This window comes from Streptomyces toyocaensis (assembly GCF_000725125.1).
Lineage (GTDB): Bacteria > Actinomycetota > Actinomycetes > Streptomycetales > Streptomycetaceae > Streptomyces > Streptomyces toyocaensis.
In genome coordinates this window covers 176,617-194,774 of sequence record NZ_JFCB01000008.1, presented here as the reverse complement: position 1 = coordinate 194,774, position 18,158 = coordinate 176,617, and the positions used below count along the sequence as shown (strand labels likewise).

Annotated in this window: 16 protein-coding genes; 3 read left to right on the top strand and 13 right to left on the bottom strand. The window is 73.3% G+C overall.

All coding sequences use genetic code 11. From position 1 onward, the window contains the following. Nucleotide 1: 1 nt before the first annotated feature. From cobA to BU52_RS12125, 8 genes are all read right to left on the bottom strand, one after another. On the bottom strand, nt 2-1,234 hold the full coding sequence (gene cobA / locus BU52_RS12160; protein WP_037932491.1) for a uroporphyrinogen-III C-methyltransferase: 1,233 nt from the start codon (nt 1,232-1,234) through the stop codon (nt 2-4). A 180-nt stretch (nt 1,235-1,414) separates the two neighbouring features. Continuing rightward, on the bottom strand, nt 1,415-5,341 hold the full coding sequence (cobT, locus tag BU52_RS12155) for a nicotinate-nucleotide--dimethylbenzimidazole phosphoribosyltransferase (protein WP_037932489.1): 3,927 nt from the start codon (nt 5,339-5,341) through the stop codon (nt 1,415-1,417). Nucleotides 5,342-5,710: 369 nt separating this feature from the next. Next, the gene (cbiE, locus tag BU52_RS12150) at nt 5,711-6,922 is read right to left on the bottom strand and encodes a precorrin-6y C5,15-methyltransferase (decarboxylating) subunit CbiE (protein WP_037932487.1); all 1,212 of its coding nucleotides are present in this window, start codon (nt 6,920-6,922) and stop codon (nt 5,711-5,713) included. 128 nt (nt 6,923-7,050) lie between these two features. Next, nucleotides 7,051-7,689: a GNAT family N-acetyltransferase gene (locus tag BU52_RS12145; RefSeq protein WP_037932485.1), complete on the bottom strand. Its 639-nt coding sequence runs from the start codon at nt 7,687-7,689 to the stop codon at nt 7,051-7,053. Between the two features lie 131 nt (nt 7,690-7,820). Beyond that, nucleotides 7,821-8,648 carry a MetQ/NlpA family ABC transporter substrate-binding protein gene (locus BU52_RS12140; protein ID WP_037932483.1) on the bottom strand — a complete coding sequence of 276 codons (828 nt, stop codon included), beginning with the start codon at nt 8,646-8,648 and terminating at the stop codon, nt 7,821-7,823. A gap of 77 nt (nt 8,649-8,725) precedes the next feature. Next, the gene (locus BU52_RS12135; protein WP_037932481.1) at nt 8,726-9,460 is read right to left on the bottom strand and encodes a methionine ABC transporter permease; all 735 of its coding nucleotides are present in this window, start codon (nt 9,458-9,460) and stop codon (nt 8,726-8,728) included. Then, on the bottom strand, nt 9,457-10,494 hold the full coding sequence (locus BU52_RS12130) for a methionine ABC transporter ATP-binding protein (protein ID WP_037932479.1): 1,038 nt from the start codon (nt 10,492-10,494) through the stop codon (nt 9,457-9,459). The genes BU52_RS12135 and BU52_RS12130 overlap by 4 nt, the downstream gene beginning before the upstream one ends. Before the next feature lie 401 nt (nt 10,495-10,895). Continuing rightward, nucleotides 10,896-11,546 carry an HAD family hydrolase gene (locus BU52_RS12125; RefSeq protein WP_037932477.1) on the bottom strand — a complete coding sequence of 217 codons (651 nt, stop codon included), beginning with the start codon at nt 11,544-11,546 and terminating at the stop codon, nt 10,896-10,898. A 131-nt stretch (nt 11,547-11,677) separates the two neighbouring features. Here BU52_RS12125 and BU52_RS12120 point away from each other — a divergent pair, with 131 nt between their 5' ends. Together BU52_RS12120 and BU52_RS12115 are read left to right on the top strand one after the other, a co-directional pair. Further along, nucleotides 11,678-12,037, top strand: a complete 360-nt coding sequence (locus BU52_RS12120) for a hypothetical protein (protein WP_037932475.1) — start codon at nt 11,678-11,680, stop codon at nt 12,035-12,037. Nucleotide 12,038: 1 nt separating this feature from the next. Next, on the top strand, nt 12,039-12,467 hold the full coding sequence (locus BU52_RS12115) for a hypothetical protein (RefSeq protein ID WP_037932474.1): 429 nt from the start codon (nt 12,039-12,041) through the stop codon (nt 12,465-12,467). On the opposite strand, the gene BU52_RS12110 is transcribed toward BU52_RS12115, so the two are convergent. From BU52_RS12110 to BU52_RS12100, 3 genes are all read right to left on the bottom strand, one after another. After that, nucleotides 12,468-12,965 (bottom strand): GNAT family N-acetyltransferase, encoded by a 498-nt coding sequence (locus BU52_RS12110; RefSeq protein WP_037932472.1) that lies wholly within the window; start codon nt 12,963-12,965, stop codon nt 12,468-12,470. A gap of 45 nt (nt 12,966-13,010) precedes the next feature. Beyond that, nucleotides 13,011-13,529 (bottom strand): sigma-70 family RNA polymerase sigma factor, encoded by a 519-nt coding sequence (locus BU52_RS12105; RefSeq protein ID WP_037932470.1) that lies wholly within the window; start codon nt 13,527-13,529, stop codon nt 13,011-13,013. Nucleotides 13,530-13,606: 77 nt separating this feature from the next. After that, on the bottom strand, nt 13,607-14,776 hold the full coding sequence (locus tag BU52_RS12100) for a glycerophosphodiester phosphodiesterase (RefSeq protein WP_037932468.1): 1,170 nt from the start codon (nt 14,774-14,776) through the stop codon (nt 13,607-13,609). A 418-nt stretch (nt 14,777-15,194) separates the two neighbouring features. Here BU52_RS12100 and BU52_RS12095 point away from each other — a divergent pair, with 418 nt between their 5' ends. Next, complete coding sequence (locus BU52_RS12095; protein ID WP_037932466.1) at nt 15,195-15,866, top strand: lysophospholipid acyltransferase family protein; 672 nt, start codon at nt 15,195-15,197, stop codon at nt 15,864-15,866. 171 nt (nt 15,867-16,037) lie between these two features. Here BU52_RS12095 and BU52_RS12090 read toward each other — a convergent pair whose 3' ends face one another. Then, nucleotides 16,038-17,573 (bottom strand): MFS transporter, encoded by a 1,536-nt coding sequence (locus BU52_RS12090; RefSeq protein WP_037932464.1) that lies wholly within the window; start codon nt 17,571-17,573, stop codon nt 16,038-16,040. After that, nucleotides 17,570-18,139, bottom strand: a complete 570-nt coding sequence (locus BU52_RS12085) for a TetR/AcrR family transcriptional regulator (protein WP_037932462.1) — start codon at nt 18,137-18,139, stop codon at nt 17,570-17,572. The genes BU52_RS12090 and BU52_RS12085 overlap by 4 nt, the downstream gene beginning before the upstream one ends. Nucleotides 18,140-18,158: the final 19 nt, after the last annotated feature.

Here is an 18,158-nt window from a genome sequence, read left to right as displayed (position 1 = left end):
GTCAGGCCGTCCCGTTGCGGCCCACGCCGACGACCTCGCCGATGACGATGACGGCCGGCGGCTTGACCTCCTGCGCGACGACGGTCTCGGCGACCGTGGCGAGGGTGGCGTCGACGCGGCGCTGGGCGGCCGTGGTGCCCTCCTGGACCAGGGCGACGGGGGTGTCGGGGGACTTGCCGTGCGCCACCAGGGTCTCGGCGATGCGGCCGATCTTGTCGACGCCCATGAGGACGACGAGGGTGCCGGTCAGCTTCGCCAGGGACGGCCAGTCGACCAGGGAGCGCGCGTCGTCGGGGGCGACATGGCCGCTGACCACGGTGAACTCGTGCGCCACACCGCGGTGGGTGACGGGGATGCCGGCCGCGCCCGGCACCGAGATGGAGCTGGAGATACCGGGGACGACGGTGCAGGGGATGCCCGCCTCGGCGAGCGCGTGGAGTTCCTCCATGCCGCGGCCGAAGACGTACGGGTCGCCGCCCTTGAGCCGGACCACCGACTTGCCCCTGCGGGCGTGTTCGACGAGCGCGTTGTTGATGGCCTCCTGGGCCATGAAACGACCGTAGGGGATCTTCGCCGCGTCTATCACCTCGACGTGCGGCGGGAGTTCGGCGAGCAGATCGCGCGGGCCGAGCCGGTCGGCGATGACGACGTCGGCCTCCGCGAGCAGCCGGCGTCCGCGCACGGTGATGAGGTCCGGATCGCCGGGGCCGCCCCCGACGAGGGCCACACCCGGGGTGCGGGTGCGGTGGTGCGGGGCGACCAGGGTGCCGTCGCGCAGGCCCTCGACCACGGCGTCGCGGATGGCCGCGGTGCGGCGGGGGTCGCGGTCGCGTGCCTCCGTGGTGAGGACGGCCACCGTGACGCCCTCGCTGGATCCCGTGGCCGGGGTCCACGCCGTGGCCGCGTCGGCGTCGTCCGAACGGACGCACCACACGCGGTGCGCCTCCGCCTCGGCGGAGGCGCGGGTGTTCGCCTCGCTGTCGCTGGTGGCGATGAGGGCGTACCAGGCGGCCGCGAGGTCTCCCTCGGCGTAGGGGCGCCGGTGCCAGGTGATCTCGCCGGCGTCCGCCATGGCCTCCACGGAGGGAGTGGCCCCGGGGGACACGAGGTGGACGTCGGCGCCGGCGGCGATGAGGGCGGGGAGGCGGCGCTGGGCGACCTGGCCGCCGCCGAGGACGACCACGCGGCGGCCGGTGAGGCGGAGGCCTACGGGGTAGGCGGGGTGTTCGGCCATGAGGGTACGGCTCCTCTTACGGCGTGCGGTGGCCCTGACGTGCGGATTTTACGGTGGCGGCGGTTCGGGCGGATCCGGTGTCCGGTGGGTGGGAAGGGACGTCGGGTGCGGGTCCTGGGCGGCAGCGCCCATGACCCGCACCCGGCACGGTCGCGACCGCCGCCGTGCCGAACGGACGCCCTACTTCTCCGTGACCCCCGCCGAGTCGAAGGTCGCCACCTCGTGCATGGCTCGGGCCGTGCTCTGGACCAGCGGGAGCGCCAGCAGCGCGCCCGTACCCTCGCCGAGGCGGAGGTCGAGGTCGACCAGGGGGCGCAGGCCCAGCTTGTTGAGGGCGGCCACGTGACCGGGTTCGGCGCTGCGGTGGCCCGCGATGCAGGCGGCCAGGGCCTCGGGGGCGATCGCCCGGGCCACCAGGGCGGCCGCGCCGGCGCTGACGCCGTCGAGGATCACCGGCGTACGCAGCGACGCCCCGCCGAGGAGCAGGCCGACCATGGCCGCGTGCTCGAAGCCGCCGACGGCTGCGAGGACGCCGAGGGGGTCGGCCGGGTCCGGCTGGTGGAGTTCGAGGGCGCGGCGCACGACCTCGGTCTTGCGGGCGAGGGTCTCGTCGTTGATGCCGGTGCCCCGGCCGGTGACCTCGGCCGGGTCGGCGCCGGTGAAGACGGAGATGAGGGCGGCGGACGCGGTGGTGTTCGCGATGCCCATCTCGCCGGTGAGGAGCGCCTTGTTGCCGGCCGCCACCAGGTCCCGGGCGGTCTCGATGCCGACCTCGACGGCCTGCTTGGCCTCCTCGCGGGTCATCGCGGGGCCGGTGGTCATGTCCGAGGTCCCTGCGCGGATCTTGCGCGGCAGCAGACCGGGCGTCGCCGGCAGGTCGGAGGAGACACCCACGTCGACGACGCAGACCTCGGCGCCCACCTGTGCGGCGAAGGCGTTGCAGACCGCTCCCCCGCCGAGGAAGTTGGCCACCATCTGGGCGGTGACCTCCTGCGGCCAGGGGGTGACGCCCTGGGCATGCACCCCGTGGTCGCCGGCGAAGATCGCGACGGCCGCGGGCTCCGGCACGGGCGGCGGGCACTGGCGGGACAGGCCGGACAACTGGGCGGAGATGATCTCCAGCATGCCGAGCGCGCCGGCCGGCTTGGTCATCCGCTTCTGGCGCTCCCACGCCTCGCCCAGCGCCTTGGCGTCCAGCGGGCGGATCTGTGCGACGGTCTCGGCGAGCAGGTCGTGGGGATCCTCTCCGGGCAGGGCGCGACGGCCGTACGTCTCCTCGTGCACGACCCAGGACAGGGGCCGTCGCTTGGACCAGCCGGCCTGCATCAGCTCGGGTTCGGCCGGGAACTCGTCGACGTAGCCGACGCACAGGTAGGCGACTACCTCCAGGTGCTCGGGCAGTTCCAGCGCCCGCACCATCTCGCGCTCGTCGAAGAAGCTGACCCAGCCGACGCCGAGGCCCTCGGCGCGGGCGGCGAGCCAGAGGTTCTCCACGGCGAGCGCGGAGGAGTACGGCGCCATCTGCGGCTGGGTGTGCCGGCCGAGGGTGTGCCGCCCGCCGCGGGTGGGGTCGGCGGTGACGACGATGTTGACGGGAGTGTCGAGGATGGCCTCGATCTTCATTTCCTTGAACTGCTTCGCCCGGCCCTTGGGCAGGGACTTGGCGTAGGCGTCCCGCTGGCGCATGGCCAGTTCGTGCATCGCGCGCCGGGTCTCGGCGGAGCGGATGACGACGAAGTCCCAGGGCTGCGAGTGGCCGACGGAGGGCGCGGTGTGGGCGGCCTCCAGGACACGGAGCAGCACCTCGTGCGGGATGGGGTCGCTGCGGAAGCCGTTGCGGATGTCCCGGCGCTCGCGCATGACCTTCAGCACGGCCTCGCGCTCGGCGTCGTCGTAGCCGGGGGCGGCCGGACCGGTCGACCGGGCCGCTCCCTCTTCCGGCTCCACGCCGGCGCCCTGGGTGTCCAGGTCGTTCGGGTCCTGGGCGGGTTCGGGGTCGGGCGTCGCCGGGACGGCCTCGGCCACCGCCTCGTGGGGCCCGTCCGCGGGGACGGTCACGCCCTGCGGCGGGGTGGGCGCGAGCCGCGGGGCGGTGGGCACGGTGCCGTCCACGGGGACGAACCGGCCGAGAGGCTGGTCCGCCCCTGGCGCGAGGGGCACGGTGCCGGGGAGGGGGGTGACAGGGGTCTGCCGGGGGTCCTGGACGGGGCTCGCGTCGTCGGCGGGTGCCGGGGGCGGTGTGGTGGCGGCCACCCCACCGTCGGGGGCGGGGGGTGCGTCCTGGCCGTGCGCGGCGGGGGCGGGGTGCGCGGGCGCCTCGGCGGAGGGCCCGGCGACGGCCTCGTCACCGGTGGTGGCGGGGACGGTCGCGACGGGCTCCGGGGTGGTCGGAGCCGCGTCGTCCCCGGCCGTCGGCTCGGGGACCGGCTCGGGTGCGGGCTCGGGGGCGGCGGAAGGTGTCGCGTCCGCTCCGGTGACGGGAGCCTCGGGGAGCGCGGGCGCTCCCGCCGGGGGCACGTGGGCGGGCTGCGGCACGGTGGTGTCCGGCGACGGAGCGGCCACGACGGCAGGTGCCTGCGGCACGTCGTCGGCCGGGGCGTACTCCGGCGCGGCGTCCTGGCCGCCGGGGACCTCGACGGTCTGCGGCACCTCGGGGACCTGCGGGTGCCGCGGCACCTGGGTGCCGTCCGGCGCGGTGTTCTCCGCGTCCGGTGCCTGGGCGGCGGGGGGCTCCTCCGCCAACGGGGCGGTCCCGGGCCCGGCGACGGCGTGGGAAGCCTCCGGGTCCTGGGCGGCGTGCTCCGCCACGGCGGCGGCCTCGGCACCCGGCGTGGAGGCGGCGCCGGGCTCCTCGGACACCTGGGCGATGTCCGCCACCTCGGCCTCGGCACCCGGCGTGGGGAGCGCCTCGCCCGGCACCTCGGCCTCCGCGCCCGGCGTCGGGACAACGCCACCCGGCACCTCGGCCTCCGCACCCGGCGTCTCGGCCTCCGCACCCGGCACCTCGGCCTCCGCACCCGGCACCTCGGCCTCCGCACCCGGCGTCTCGGCCTCCGCACCCGGCATCGGGGCCCCCTCGACCGGGGTCTCGGCGGCCCGGGGCGGTTCGGCGGGAGCCGTTCTTGCGGCCACGGGTTCCGTCACCTGGCCGGTCCCCTGCGCCTCGGGCACCCGGGGGTGCTCCGACGCGTCGGGGACCACACCCGGAGCGTCGGCAGGGGCGGCCTCCGGCTCGGGCACGTGCTCCGGGGCCACGGCCCCCGCGCCCGGTGCCTCGGCGGCCTGCGTGCCCTCGGTACCGCCCGCGTACGCGGCGACCGGGGCCTCCGCGGACGGCACGCTCACGGAGACCGGTTCCGGGGCGGCCTGGACGGACGCGGACTGCTCCTCCGCGAGCACGTGCTCCGGCACCGCGGCCGGCGGCGCCTCGGCCGTCTGCGCGTACCGCGCCACGGACTCGGCGCCCCCGACGCCCGCACCCTCCGTGTCCTGCGCCGCGACCGCCTCCGTGGCGACGCGGGTGACGACCGCCCGGGCCGCGGCCGGCGGCTCCGCCGCCGGGGCAGCCGTTTCGGCAGCCTGCGCCCCCGCGCCCACCGTGGCCTGCGCGCCCCAGGGCGCCGCGGCCTGCGGGGCCGCCGCCTCCCGCGCGCGCGGGACGTCGAGGTACTCGGGGCCCAGGGTCGGCGGGCCCGCGTGGCGGGCCGGCAGGTCGGCGGGGCCGCGGTCGGCGAGGGAGCGGACCGGACTCGCGGAGACGTCCGGAATGGGCGGGCCGAGGTGCAGCGGTCGGCGCGGCGCGACGGGTGCCGTCCGGGGCTGGGCGGGATCGGGGAGCCGGACACCGCTGAGGTCGACCGAGCCGCTGTCACGGCCGGACATCTCGTGCGGGCCCGGTTCGTGCACGGTCTCGACGACCGGCTCGGGCGGGGGCGGAGCGATCTCGTTGCCCCAGGCGCCCTGGGCGCCGGGCAGCAACAGGTCTTCGTCCTCGGCGGGAGTGTCGGAGAGGTAGGTGTACGCGTCGGGCGCGGAGACGCCCGGCTGCTCCACCATGCCTGCGTTCTCCGGCAGTCCCTCGCCCGGGACCTGGCCGGTGTCGGTCATGCGTACCCCTCGCCCCATCGGTTAGTGCTCCTACGACCAGCTCACCCGGAACGGCGCACCGACCGCCCCACACTGAAGAACGAGCGTGCGTCCCCAGCGGCACGAACGGCCCGCCCGAAAAAGGCGACAAAGCCATTCACTGGCATTGTCGCGGCCGCACCGCCGTCGCGTCAGCTTGATCGGCGACGGTTCCGCTGTGGACTGCGCCACGTTGCGCGTCCTCCGGTTCCTGCCGTACCACGACCCACCCTAAAACGGGCGCGTTTTCCGGACATTGACCGACGAAGCGTCGGGTGTCCGGTGCGGTACAACGATCGGCCAGCCTACCCGGCCCGGTACGACAACCCGATCACGGGGACGGCAATCGGATCAGTTGCCGCGCGCGGGCAGCACCCCGCTGAGCAGGAAGGCGACGCTCCGCTCCTTCTCCGTCCAGGCCCTGGTGTCGAGTTCGACGGACTGCAGCAGGGCGCACTCGACCTCGTAGCCGTGTTCCGCCAGGTCCCGGCCGATGAGTTCGGCCGCGTCACGGGTGGCGGCGTGCGCGACGATGCGCTGCGGACGGCGGTCGGCGACCGCGGAGACGACGGCCGCTCCCCCGCCGCCGACGCGGACGACGTCCGGCTCGGGGAGGTTCTCCAGCGCGTGCGGAGCGGTGCCGTGGACGATCTGGAGCTGCACCCCGTGCCGGCGGGCGGCGGCGTCGGTGCGGGCGCAGGCCCGCGAGTCGCTGTCGACGGCGATGACGGCGGCGCCGGCCCGGGCGGCGTCGGTGGCGAAGGCACCGCTGCCGCAGCCGATGTCCCAGACCAGGTCGCCGAGACGCGGTCCCAGCCGGGCGAGTTGCGAGGTGCGCAGGGGCTCCCGTTCCCCTTCGCCGAGTTCACCGCCGTACTCCCCGGCGGGCAGCGACCAGCCGCGCGGACCGCCCGAGGGGTCGCGTCCGGCGATCCAGCCGCCGGACTCGGCGGCGCCCACGGGGCCGCCGATGACGATGACGACATTGGGGTCGCGCCAGGTGTGGTCGGCGGCCTTGTCGGAGGTCACCACGCTGATCTGCTCGCCCGGGGTGCCGAGTTCCTCGCAGATGACGAAGGTGCGGTGGATGCCCTCCATCAGCAGGCCGAGTTCGGCGGGACCGGCGCCGGGTGAGGTCAGAACCGCCACTTTGGTGTGGGCGCGGCACACATTCACCGCGCGGCGCAGCGTTCGCGGGTGTGCGACGACCACGTGGGCGTCGTCCCAGGGCATGCCGGCGCGGGCGAAGGCGGAGGCGACGGAGGAGACGGCGGGCACGACCTCGACCTCCAGGCCGAACTCCGGTGCGCGCAGGGTGCGTACGACGCCGAAGAAGCCGGGGTCGCCGTCGGCGAGCACGACCGCCGTGCCGCGGTGGGCGGCGATGCGGCGGGCGGCGAGGGCGACGGACCCGAGCCGGACGCGTTCGGCGCCGGCGGGCACTTCGGGGAGCGCCAGGTGGTGGGCGGCTCCGGCCACCAGCGTGGCGGCGCCCAGCGCGGCGCGTGCCGCGTCGGTCAGCGGCGAACCGTCCCAGCCGATCACCGTGACCCGGTCGGCCATCGTCGTCAGTCTCCTGGGGTTTGCGCAGGTCGTCGTCGGCTGTTCCGCCGTGGGGCGGGTCTGCTGAGACTACCCGGTGCGGCCGTGGACCGCTGCGCCGGTGGCACCGGCAGCGCGTTCCCCGGAGGTCAGTTCCAGTCGGTGTAGCCGGTGAAGCCGTTGCTGTCGGCCAGTTGGCCGTCCGCGCCCTCGATGTCCTCGGGGAGCAGGCTCCACACGATGTAGTCGGTCCGCACGTCGCTCCAGCCGCCGTCCTCGGTGCGGACGCGGGCTATGCAGGCGTTGCGCAGCACGCCCTCGCTGATGCAGCCGATCTTCTGGGCGACCTGCTGGGAGGCGGTGTTGCCGGCGGCGGTGCGCAGTTCGATCCGTTCGAACTTCTGATCGCCGAAGAGCCACTGGGCGGTGGCGAGCGCCGCCTCCGAGGCGTAGCCCTCGCCGCGCGCCCAGGGGGCGATGATGTACGAGAGCTCCGCGGACCGCACGCGCCAGTTGGTCCTGCCGAGCTGGATGACACCGACCGGACGCTGGGTGAGGAACTCGGTGACGGCGAGGTCGAGGCCGCGGCCGGCCGCGCGCTCGGCGGGGGCGTACTCCGTGATCCAGGTGCGGGCGGCCTGCTCGGTGAAGGGCTGGGGGACGGAGGTCCAGGCGGCGACCTGCTCGTCGTTCATCATGGCGGCCAGGGCGGGGACGTCGTCCGTGTCGAGAGAACGCAGCACCAACCGCTCCGTGCTGATGGAGATGTCGGGGAAGGTGCTCGTCATGCGCCGCTCCGTTACCTGAGAGACCGTCGGGTGCTGCTGAACTGCCCAGCATGCAGCATGAAAGGACTCAGCCGCACCACGGGGTCCACTCCCGGAAAAGGACTGGACCCCGTGGCCGGCGGACGGTCCGGTCAGAAGGACGCGAGGACGGAACCGGCGTACTTGTCCTCGATGAACTTCTTCACCTCGGGGGAGGTGAGGAGCTCGGCGAGCTTCTTCACGCGCGGGTCGTCCTCCTGGCCCTCCTTGACCGCGAGGAGGTTGCTGTTCGGGTTGCCCTTGGCGGCCTCCAGGACGAGGGCGTCCTCAGCGGGCTTGAGGTCGGCCTCGATGGCGTAGTTGCCGTTCACGACCGCCGCGTCGACGTCCTCGAGGGAGCGGGGCGTCTGGGCCGCCTCGAGCTCCTTGAAGGTGAGGTCCTTGGGGTTCTTGGTGATGTCGGCGGGGGTCGCGGCGGTGCCGACGCCGTCCTTGAGGGTGATCAGCCCGTTGGCGGCGAGCAGCTGCAGGGCGCGGCCCTCGTTGACCGTGTCGTTGGGGATCGCGACGGTCGCCCCCTTCTTCAGCTGTTCGGCCTTGCCCACCTTGTTGGAGTAGAGGCCGAGCGGCTCCAGGTGCACGTCGACGACGGACACGATGTGGGTGCCGTTCTTCTTGTTGAAGTCGTCGAGGTACGGCTGGGTCTGGAAGAAGTTGGCGCCCACGGAGCCGTCCTCGGTGGCCGTGTTCGGGGTGACGTAGTCGGTGAACTCCTTGACCTCGAGGTCGAGGCCGGCCTTCTGAGCCAGGTTGTCCTTGACGAAGGTGAGGATCTCGGCGTGCGGCACGGGGCTCGCGGCGACGATCAGCGGGCCGGAGGTGTCGGAGGCGGCGTCCTTCCCGGAGCCGCAGGCGGTGAGCCCGAGGGTGAGGGCTCCGGCGGCGAGGACGGCGGTGGTGATCTTGGCGGTGTTACGCACGAAAAGTGCCTTTCCTTGGTGGTGGTGCGGTGGTGCGGTGGTGCGGCCCCGGGGTGCGGGGAGTCTGGGGCGGGGCGTTACGCGACCTTGCCGACGTCGGCGGCGGGCTCTGCGGCCTTGAGGAACAGGAGCTTCGGGCCGGGGCCGGAGCGGGCGCCGCGGCGGTGCAGGGCCCGGGCCGCGAGGTCGCCGGCGAACTGGATGAGCGAGATGACCACGGCGAGGATCGCGACGGTGATCCACATCAGTTCGCTGTCGAAGCGCTGGTAGCCGTAGCGGACGGCGAAGTCGCCGAGGCCGCCGCCGCCCACGGCACCGGCCATGGCCGAGTACCCGATGAGGGCGATGACCGTGGTGGTGGTGCTGGCGATCAGCGAGGGCAGCGATTCGGGGACGAGCACCTTGCGGACGAGCGTCCAGGTGTTGCCGCCCATGGCCTGCACGGCCTCGACGAGCCCGTGGTCCACTTCGCGGACGGCCGTCTCCACGAGCCGGGCGAAGAACGGGATGCCGCTGATGGCGAGCGGCACGATCGCTGCCTCGCTGCCGATGGACGTGCCGGTGACCCAGCGGGTGAAGCTCGTCAGGGCGACCATGAGGATGATGAACGGCATCGAGCGGCCGACGTTCACGATCTGCCCGAGGACCTTGCTCACCACGGTGTTCTGCAGCAGGCCGTTCCGGTCGGTGAGGACGAGCAGGATGCCGAGCGGAAGGCCGACCGCGACGGCGATCAGGGTGGACCAGCCCACCATGACCAGCGTCTCGACACACGCCTGTTCGAGCAGCGGCTGCATCTCGGACCAGGTCACTTGGCCCCCTCCTTCACCAGCGCGGGCTCTTCCCGGTTCACGACGTCGATCTGCAGGCCCTGTTCACGCAGGAACCCGACGGGTACGACGTTGTCCTCGTAGCGGCCGGGCAGTTCGATGCGCATCCGGCCGACCTGGAGCCCGCCGACGGTGTCGATGGCGGCGCCGAGGATCGATATGTCGATGTTGTAGGTGCGCGACAGCTGGGAGATGACCGGCTGGGTCGCGCTGTCGCCGTGGAAGGTGACGTCGAGGACGGTGCGGTCGTCGCCGGAGGCCTCGCCGCCGACGGGGAACAGGGCGGAGGCCAGTTCCGAGCCGGGGGTGGCCAGGAGGTCGGCGACCGTTCCGGACTCGACGACGCGGCCCCGCTCCATGAGGGCGGCCGAGTCGCAGATCTGCTTCACGACGTCCATCTCGTGGGTGATGAGCAGGACGGTGAGGCCGAGCCGGCGGTTGAGGTCGCGCAGGAGCTGCAGAATCGAGCGGGTGGTCTCGGGGTCCAGGGCGCTGGTGGCCTCGTCGGAGAGCAGGACCTTGGGGTCGCCGGCGAGCGCGCGGGCGATGCCGACGCGCTGCTTCTGACCGCCGGAGAGCTGGGCGGGGTAGGCCTTGGCCTTGTCGGCGAGGCCCACCAGGTCGAGCAGTTCCAGCGCCCTGCGGGAACGTTCCTTCCCCGACGTGCCGAGGATCTCCAGGGGCAGTTCGACGTTGTCCTGCACGGTGCGCGAGGACAGCAGGTTGAAGTGCTGGAAGACCATGCCGATGCGGCTGCGCGCCTGCCGCAGTTCCCGGCCGGCGCGGGGGCCGCGGCCGGCGAGCGCGGTGAGGTCCTGGCCGGCCACGGTCACGGTGCCGGAGGTGGGGCGTTCCAGGAGGTTGACGCAGCGGATGAGGGAGGACTTGCCGGCGCCGGACTGGCCGATGACGCCGTAGACCTCGCCTTCGCGGACGTGCAGGTCGACGCCGTCCAGGGCGGTGACCTCGCGGCCGCGTGAGCGGTAGACCTTCGTCAGGCCCGAGGTGGTGATCACGTGGATATCCGTCACTGTCGAGTGCGCGGCGCGTCGTGTGCGCCGGGCACGAGGCGTGCAGGGTCGAAAGGCAGCCGGGCGGCACGGCTCTCGCGGGGCAGGGCGAAGCAGACCGTGGGGAAACGTGCGCGCGGGGGCGTGGCCCGGTCAGGCATGCGGGGCATGCGGGCGGACGCGAGCCGGCTCTCGCTTCGGGGCGCGAGGCTCAGATGGTGCGGGGGCCCTCTAGAAGGCGCACATTCGGCACTGACACATACAACGAGCACCGGGCGTCATGGTCGCCTCGGTCGCAGGGATGCGGTCGCTCGTCCTGGTCATGCGATCAGTAAAGCAGACGTTTGGTCCTTACCCGGGCCGGCTGTCCGGATGCTGGACAGTCGTGAGACACCCGGGCCCGCACGTCAGCGGCGTACGGAGATCTCCACTCCCCCGTCCGTGACCAGCACGGACAGGGCCGAGAGGTCCTCGACCACCAGGTCGGCGGTCAGCTCGTGGGCCTGGTGGGTTGTGGCCAAGGCCACGGTCCTCATGCCGGCGGCGCGCCCGGCCTGCAGCCCGGCCGGGGCGTCCTCGAAGACGACGCAGTGCGCCGGGTCGACGCCGAGGGCGCGGGCGGCGAGGAGGTAGGGCTCGGGGTCCGGCTTGCCGCGGGTGATGTCGTCGGCGGCGACGAGGGTCTTGGGCAGGATGCCGACGGCGTCGAGTCGGGCCTCGGCCAGCCGCCGGGTGGCGGAGGTGACCACGGCCCAGCGCTCGGCCGGCAGGGCGTCGAGGACGTCCCGGGTGCCCGGCAGCAGGTGCACCCCGCCGCCCGGTACGTCCTCCACCTCCAGGTTCTCGATCCGCGCGACGGCCTCCGGGACGACGTCGGCGGGCAGCAGGTCGGCGGCTATCTCGGCGGCCGGCCGCCCGTGCAGCTCGATCCGCCCGAACTGTTCGGCCGTGATGCCGTACTCGACGGCCCACCGCGTCCAGCACCGGTTCACGGACTCGAGGGAGGACACGAGGGTCCCGTCGTTGTCGAAGAGCAGGGCGCGCGCATGAATGGTCATGCCATCGACCCTACGGGGTCGGCCGGACCGTGCCGGGCGGCGACCGCCGGGCCGCTCGCCGCGGGACGCCGGAGCGGTCGCCCCCGGGGGCGGGCGCGGCGGGGCTTTTCCGGCGTAATAGGGTCGCTGCCATGCTTGATGTCCTGACGGTGGTGACCGGTGTCGCCGCGTTGTCGCTCGCCGCCTGGTGCGGGTGGGCCGCCTACCGTGATCAGCCGACGAAGGACTGGCACTTCATCGGCATGGCCGTGGTCACGCTGCTGGCGCTCGTGCAGCTCGTCGTCGGGATCGTGCGACTGGCCCAGGGCGAGAAGCCGGAACAGGGCACGACCGTCTTCGTGGCGTATCTGCTCGGCTCGTTCGCGTGCGTCCCCGCGGCGGGTTTCCTGTCGCTGGGCGAGCGCTCCCGCTGGGGATCGCTGACGGTCGCCGCGAGCGGTGTCGTGCTGGCCGTGCTCGAGGTGCGCCTTTTCGACATCTGGGGAGGCTGAGATGGCCGCGACACAGCAGAAGCCGAACCGCACGCGGCTGATCGGCGGGCCCGGGCTGCTGCTGGTGTGGCTGTACGGGGTGATGGTCGTCGGCGCGGTGTCGCGCTCGGCGTACCAGATCGCCACCGAGTTCGACCGCGCTCCGCTCGCCTACACGCTGTCCGCGCTGGCCGGGGTGGTCTACGGCTTCATCACCTACACGCTGGTGCGGGGCGGGGAGACGGCCCGCAGGGCGGCGCTGGTGTGCTGCGCCGCCGAGCTCGTGGGCGTACTGACCGTGGGCACCTGGACGCTGCTGGACCCGTCCGCCTTCCCGGACGCGACCGTGTGGTCGGAGTACGGGATGGGGTACCTCTTCATCCCCGTGCTGCTGCCCCTGACCGCCGTGTACTGGCTGCGCGCCGCGCGGCCGCGGCGGCCCGGGGACTGATCAGGCGGTCGTCGCGTAGGTCTCCGCGTCCTTCTCCAGGACGATCATCGGTACGCCGTCCGCGCCCCGGGACGTGCCCACCCGCTGGTAGCCGACCCTGCTGTACAGCCGCAGGTTGCTCTCGCTGCGGTGCCCGGCGTGCAGGCGGAACGTCCTGGCGCCGCCCTCTCCGGCGAGGGCGGACTCCGCGGCCCGCAGCAGACGCGCGCCGATGCCGTGCCCCTGGAGGCGCGGGTGGACGCAGAGCTTGCCGATCGCGGCGGCGCCGTCCTCGGTGATCCTGCCGTGGACCGAGCCGACGATCTCGTCGCCGAGACGGGCGACGACCACGCAGTCGCCGGCGACCTCCTCGCGCACCGAGTCGAGGGTCTGGACGAGGGGATCGATGCGGTAGTTGCCGTAGAGCGCCGCTTCGCTCTGGAAGCACAGGTACTGCAACCTGAAGATCTGCTCCGCGTCCTGCTCGGCCGCCGCAGAGATGGTCACGCTCATGCCCATGTGCGCATGCCTCCCGCTCACCTGATCACCTGTCGTCCCCCACTCCTATCCCCGTCCTCGGCGCGCCGCAACCTCCGGTGTGAGCAAACGCCGCAGACATCCCAGGCATCTGGAACGTTCCGGGCCGAGGCTGCCCTGTGAGATACCCAACTCCCCTGCGATTTCCCGGTATGTCGGATCTCGTGGGGACAGCAGGGCCTCGATCAGCCGGGGGCAGCGGCCGGGCAGCCGCCGTACGGCGTCCCGGAGGGCGCGCCGGCGGGCGGCGGCCAGGGCCACCTCCTCGGGGCCGGGGCGGCCGGTGTCGGCGGGCTCGCCGCTCAGCGCCGTTTCCCGGCGGGCGGTACGGCGGGCGCGGCGGGCCTCGGCGCGGACGACCCGGCGGAGCCAGCCCGGCGGGTCGGGCGGCGGGCCGTCGGTGGCGAGGCGCTCCAGCAGGCGGAGCCAGACCGCCTGTTCGAGATCGCCCGCTTCGGCTCCGCAGTCGGGCGCCTCGGCCGCGGCCTCCGCACGCAGCAGCGGACGGAGGGAGACGACCAGTTCGTACGCCGGCTCGTGTGTCATACGCGCAACGACTCGGCCGCCCCGGGCGGGGTTGCCCGGGGCGGCCCGCGGTTCACCCCCACCGGGGGCTCGGCGCCTCAGTCGTTGACGAAGTCCTCGCGGGCCAGCAGCCCGGTGTCCGGGTGGTCGGTGAAGACACCGTCGATGCCGGTGGCGAAGTACGTCCGGTAGGCGCCGAAGACGTCCCCGTAGGCGTCGGGGTCGGTGCCCCGGCGGAAGTCGGCGGGCAGGAAGGGGTTCTCGTTGCGCAGGGTGTAGGGGTGCAGGATCAGACCGGCCCGGTGGGCGTCACGCACCAGCGCGGTGGGCCGGGTGAGCCTGCCGCCCGCGTCGCGCGGGATGACCAGGTCGAGGGTGGGGCCGATGCCCTGGGCGTAGGAGGCGATCTCCTTCAGGCCCTCGGGCGTGACGAGATCGGCGACGGTGCGCGGGTCGCCCGACTCGACGAAGTCCCAGGGACGGCTGTTCGCACCGGACAGGAGGACCACGAGCGGGTTGTCCACGAGCCCGCGGAGCCGCTGGACGCCGGTCGGTTCGAACGACTGGAGGATGACCGGCGAGTTCCTGCGGTGCTTGCCGTGCTTGCGCAGGATCGCCGCGACCCGCTCCTCCAGGCCCAGTCCGAGACCGCGGAAGTAGGTGGGGTGCTTGGTCTCGGGGTAGATCCAGACCTGCTTGCCGCGCTTGCGGGTCTGTTCGTCCTGCCAGCGCAGCACCTCCTCGAAGGTGGGGATCTCCCAGCGGCCGTTGTAGAGGGTGTTGTGCGGGCGGTTGGCGGGGATGCGCTCGACGGCGCGCAGCCGCTTCAGTTCGGCGAGGGTGAAGTCCTCGGTGAACCAGCCGGTGACGGAGGCGCCGTCCAGTGTCTTGGTGGTCCGGCGGCCGGCGAACTCGGGGTGGTCGGCGACGTCCGTGGTGCCGCCGATCTCCGGTTCGTGACGGCAGACGAGGTGACCGTCCCTGGTCGGTACCAGGTCGCCTGCCTCGACGACGTCCGCGCCCATGTCGAGGGCGAGCTGGTACGAGCCGAGGGTGTGCTCGGGCCGGTAGCCGCTGGCTCCGCGGTGGCCGATGATCGTGGGGACGGGCAGGCCCTTCAGCCCTCTGCCGCCGCCGTGCCGGGCGTCCGCCGCTCGTGCCGTGCCGCCCAGCCCCAGGACCGTTCCCGAGGCGCCGAGCACGGCCGCGCCGAGGAGGGCACGCCGTCCGGTTCCGTCCGCCTGTTCGTTCGACTCCCGCGTTGCCATGAGTGGGTCCTCCTGGTGTCGGCTCGTCCGGTGCGGGCCGATCGTAGGTGGGCGTGGATGACCGGCGGGAGACCCCGGACCGAACAGACGGGTGATGTCGCGTGTCGTACGCCCCTCATGCGGATGACGTACCCCCGTCGTATTCCTGCGGGGATGTGACGGCTCGTCCGGTTGGGCCGGCCGGTCCGGGGCACCCGTGCGGCGCGCCGGCCCGGGCGACGCGCGTCACGGCGTGACGGCCGTGTCGCGCGCCGCCCACGGGCAGGCCACCGCGGGTGAACCCGGGTCAAAAGTGAGTAAGACCCTGGTGAACTCCCACGAGCCCGATGTGCGCAACCCCCCGGGCCGCGAGTAATGTCCTCACCTGCACAGACTCATACCGCATTCGTTCGACGTCCGTTCCCCACCGGAGGGTCCGTTGTCCCGCTTCGCACTCATCAAGGCAGTGCTCGGTCCGATCATGCGCCTGATGTTCCGCCCACGGGTGGAGGGTGCGGAGAACATCCCGGGCGACGGTCCCGTGATCCTCGCCGGCAACCATCTGACGTTCATCGACTCGATCGTCCTGCCGATCGTCTGCGACCGTCAGGTCTTCTTCATCGGCAAGGACGAGTACGTGACCGGCAAGGGTCTCAAGGGCCGGCTGATGGCGTGGTTCTTCACCGGCGTCGGCATGATCCCGGTCGACCGCGACGGCGGCCGGGGCGGGGTGGCGGCGCTGATGACCGGGCGCCGGGTGCTGGAGGAGGGCAACGTCTTCGGCATCTACCCGGAGGGCACCCGCTCCCCCGACGGGCGGCTGTACCGGGGCCGTACCGGCATCGCCCGCCTCACTCTGATGACCGGCGCCCCCGTGGTGCCGTTCGCCATGATCGGCACGGACAAGCTCCAGCCCGGAGGCGCGGGTCTGCCCCGGCCCGGCAGGGTCACGGTCCGCTTCGGTGAGGCGATGGAGTTCTCCCGCTACGAGGGCATGGACCGCGACCGCTATGTCCTGCGCGCGGTGACCGACTCGGTGATGGCCGAGGTGATGCGGCTGTCCGGCCAGGAGTACGTCGACATGTACGCGAGCAAGGCGAAGGCGGCGTAGCGGCGGCTTCCCGAGGGGAGCCGGGCGGGCTCGGGCCGCCTTTCGGTCCCGGGTGCGTCCGTGGCTCGTCGCGCGGTTCCCCGCGCCCCCGGGTCGGCCGCACAGCCGTTGGACCCGAATGGGCCGGGAGACACTGCCGTGGCGCGGTCCCCCGCGCCCGCCGGGTGACCGTCAGTCGGCCGAGTGGGGGGCGTTGTCCAGGCGTTGGTCCCGGAGCATGAACCACGACGCCGCTGCCGCTGCCAGGAGGACCGTTGCTCCCGCTCCCGCGGCCAGGGTGAGGCCGTCGACGAAGGCCTGCCGCGCCGCGTCCAGCATGGGCCCGGCGGTGTGGGCGGGGAGGGACGACGCCGCTTCCACCGCGCCGCCCAGCGACTCGTGCGCGGCTGCCGGGGTGCCCGCGGGGCCGGTGAAACCGCGGTAGACACCGGTCACGACGGAGCCGAGCACGGCGATGCCGAGGGCCGCGCCCAGTTCGTAGGCCGTCTCGGAGACGGCGGAGGCGGCGCCCGCCTGTTCCTTGGGCACGCTGGAGAGGATCACGTCGGCGGTCACCGTGAAGGAGAAGCCGGCGCCCAGGCCGACCACCAGCAGTGCGGCCCCGAGCAGGGGGTAGCCGGTGGACTGCCCGATCACCGTCAGCGCGGCCAGCGCCAGACCGATCGCCGCGAGTCCTCCGGCGACGACCGAGCGCACCGAGAACCGCCGGGCGGCCCGGCCCGCGACCAGTCCGGCCGCCACCGCGCCGATCGCGGCGGGCAGTTCGGCCAGTCCCGCCTCGAACGGGCGTCGGCCCTGGACGAGTTGCAGGTACTGCGACAGGAAGAACACCAGTCCGGACAGGCCGAGGATGGTCAGCAGGTCGGCCAGTACGGCGCCGCTGAAGCCGCGGTGGCGGAACAGCCGCATGTCGAGCAGCGGCGCCGGAAGGCTGAACTGACGGCGTACGAAGCCGTACAGGGCGGCCCCGCCCAGCAGTCCCGCGACCGGGACGGACCAGCCGAGGCCGTGACTGGCGGCCTCCTTCACCGCGTAGACCACGCCGATCATGCCGACCAGTGACAGGACCACGCTGGTCAGGTCCCACGGTCCCGGGTTCGGGGTGCGGGACTCGGGGAGCAGCTTGACGCCGACGGCCACCAGGACGGCCATCACGGGCAGGTTGATCAGGAAGACCGAGCCCCACCAGAAGTGCTCGAGGAGGAAGCCGCCCAGGATCGGCCCGAGGGCGGTGCCCGCCGAGGCGGTCGCGCCCCAGATGCCGATGGCGAGGCTGCGTTCGCGCGGGTCGTGGAAGAGGTTGCGGATCAGGGCGAGGGTGGCGGGCATGAGGGTGGCGCCGGCGACACCGAGCAGGGCGCGCGCGAGAATCATCACCTCGGGTGTGTGCGCGTAGGCGTTGAGCACGGATATCGCGCCGAACGCGGTGGCGCCCCAGAGGAGGATCCGCTTGCGGCCGACGCGGTCGCCGAGGCTGCCCATGGAGACGAGCAGACCGGCGATGACGAAGGAGTAGACGTCACCGATCCACAGCAACTGGCTGCCGGTGGGCGCGAGGTCCTCGCTGATGTAGGGGGTGGCCAGACCGAGGACGGTCGCGTCGACGGCCACCAGCAGCACGGCGAGCACCAGGACGGAGAGCGCGAGCCACCGGCCCGGGCGCTTGGCCTCCTCGGCCGTGGTCGCCGGGTGCAGTGCGCTGGTCATGACGCGTTCCTCCGCGCCGGGTCGCCCTGGCGTCGTACGCCGCCGAGCAGCAGCTCGACGATCATGTGGGTGAAGTCCTTGGGGGCGACGCGGCCCTCGGCGACCGCCCAGGCGGCGGAGGCGAGCAGCCCGTAGAGGGCCTCGGTGAGCCAGGCCGGGGTGAGGTCGATCCGGAACTCGCCGCTCGCCTGGCCGCGCCGGAAGAGGCCGGCGACGGCCTCGTCGATCCTGGTCCAGCCCTCGTTCTGCTCCTCGCCCTCGAACAGCTGGTTCTCGCTGTAGAGGAACGCGAGCAGGCCGGCGTGCGGTTCGACCTCGGCGACCAGACGGCGCACGGCGTCGGTGGCGGGCCCCTCGCCGGGCCGGGCCGCCTCCAGGGCGGCCTCGCACTCCGCGATCCCTAGCGCCTCCAGCGCCCGGACCAGCGCGTCCCGTCCGGCGAACTGCCGGTGCAGGGTGGCGCGGCTGATCCCGGCGGCCTTGGCGACCTCGTCCATGGTCGCGGTGGATTTACGGGTCAGCAGGGCGGCGGCACTGCGCAGCACGTGGTCACGGTCGACAGCCATGAAACAACAGTACCGCAGA

Coding starts and splice junctions, on each gene's coding strand:
- cbiE (WP_037932487.1), bottom strand. CDS start 6,922: ATGGCCGACCGGGTCACGGTGATCGGCTGGGACGGTTCGCCGCTGACC.
- cobT (WP_037932489.1), bottom strand. CDS start 5,341: ATGACCGACACCGGCCAGGTCCCGGGCGAGGGACTGCCGGAGAACGCA.
- BU52_RS12145 (WP_037932485.1), bottom strand. CDS start 7,689: ATGACGAGCACCTTCCCCGACATCTCCATCAGCACGGAGCGGTTGGTG.
- BU52_RS12110 (WP_037932472.1), bottom strand. CDS start 12,965: ATGGGCATGAGCGTGACCATCTCTGCGGCGGCCGAGCAGGACGCGGAG.
- BU52_RS12125 (WP_037932477.1), bottom strand. CDS start 11,546: ATGACCATTCATGCGCGCGCCCTGCTCTTCGACAACGACGGGACCCTC.
- cobA (WP_037932491.1), bottom strand. CDS start 1,234: ATGGCCGAACACCCCGCCTACCCCGTAGGCCTCCGCCTCACCGGCCGC.
- BU52_RS12100 (WP_037932468.1), bottom strand. CDS start 14,776: ATGGCAACGCGGGAGTCGAACGAACAGGCGGACGGAACCGGACGGCGT.
- BU52_RS12085 (WP_037932462.1), bottom strand. CDS start 18,139: ATGGCTGTCGACCGTGACCACGTGCTGCGCAGTGCCGCCGCCCTGCTG.
- BU52_RS12115 (WP_037932474.1), top strand. CDS start 12,039: ATGGCCGCGACACAGCAGAAGCCGAACCGCACGCGGCTGATCGGCGGG.
- BU52_RS12090 (WP_037932464.1), bottom strand. CDS start 17,573: ATGACCAGCGCACTGCACCCGGCGACCACGGCCGAGGAGGCCAAGCGC.
- BU52_RS12105 (WP_037932470.1), bottom strand. CDS start 13,529: ATGACACACGAGCCGGCGTACGAACTGGTCGTCTCCCTCCGTCCGCTG.
- BU52_RS12120 (WP_037932475.1), top strand. CDS start 11,678: ATGCTTGATGTCCTGACGGTGGTGACCGGTGTCGCCGCGTTGTCGCTC.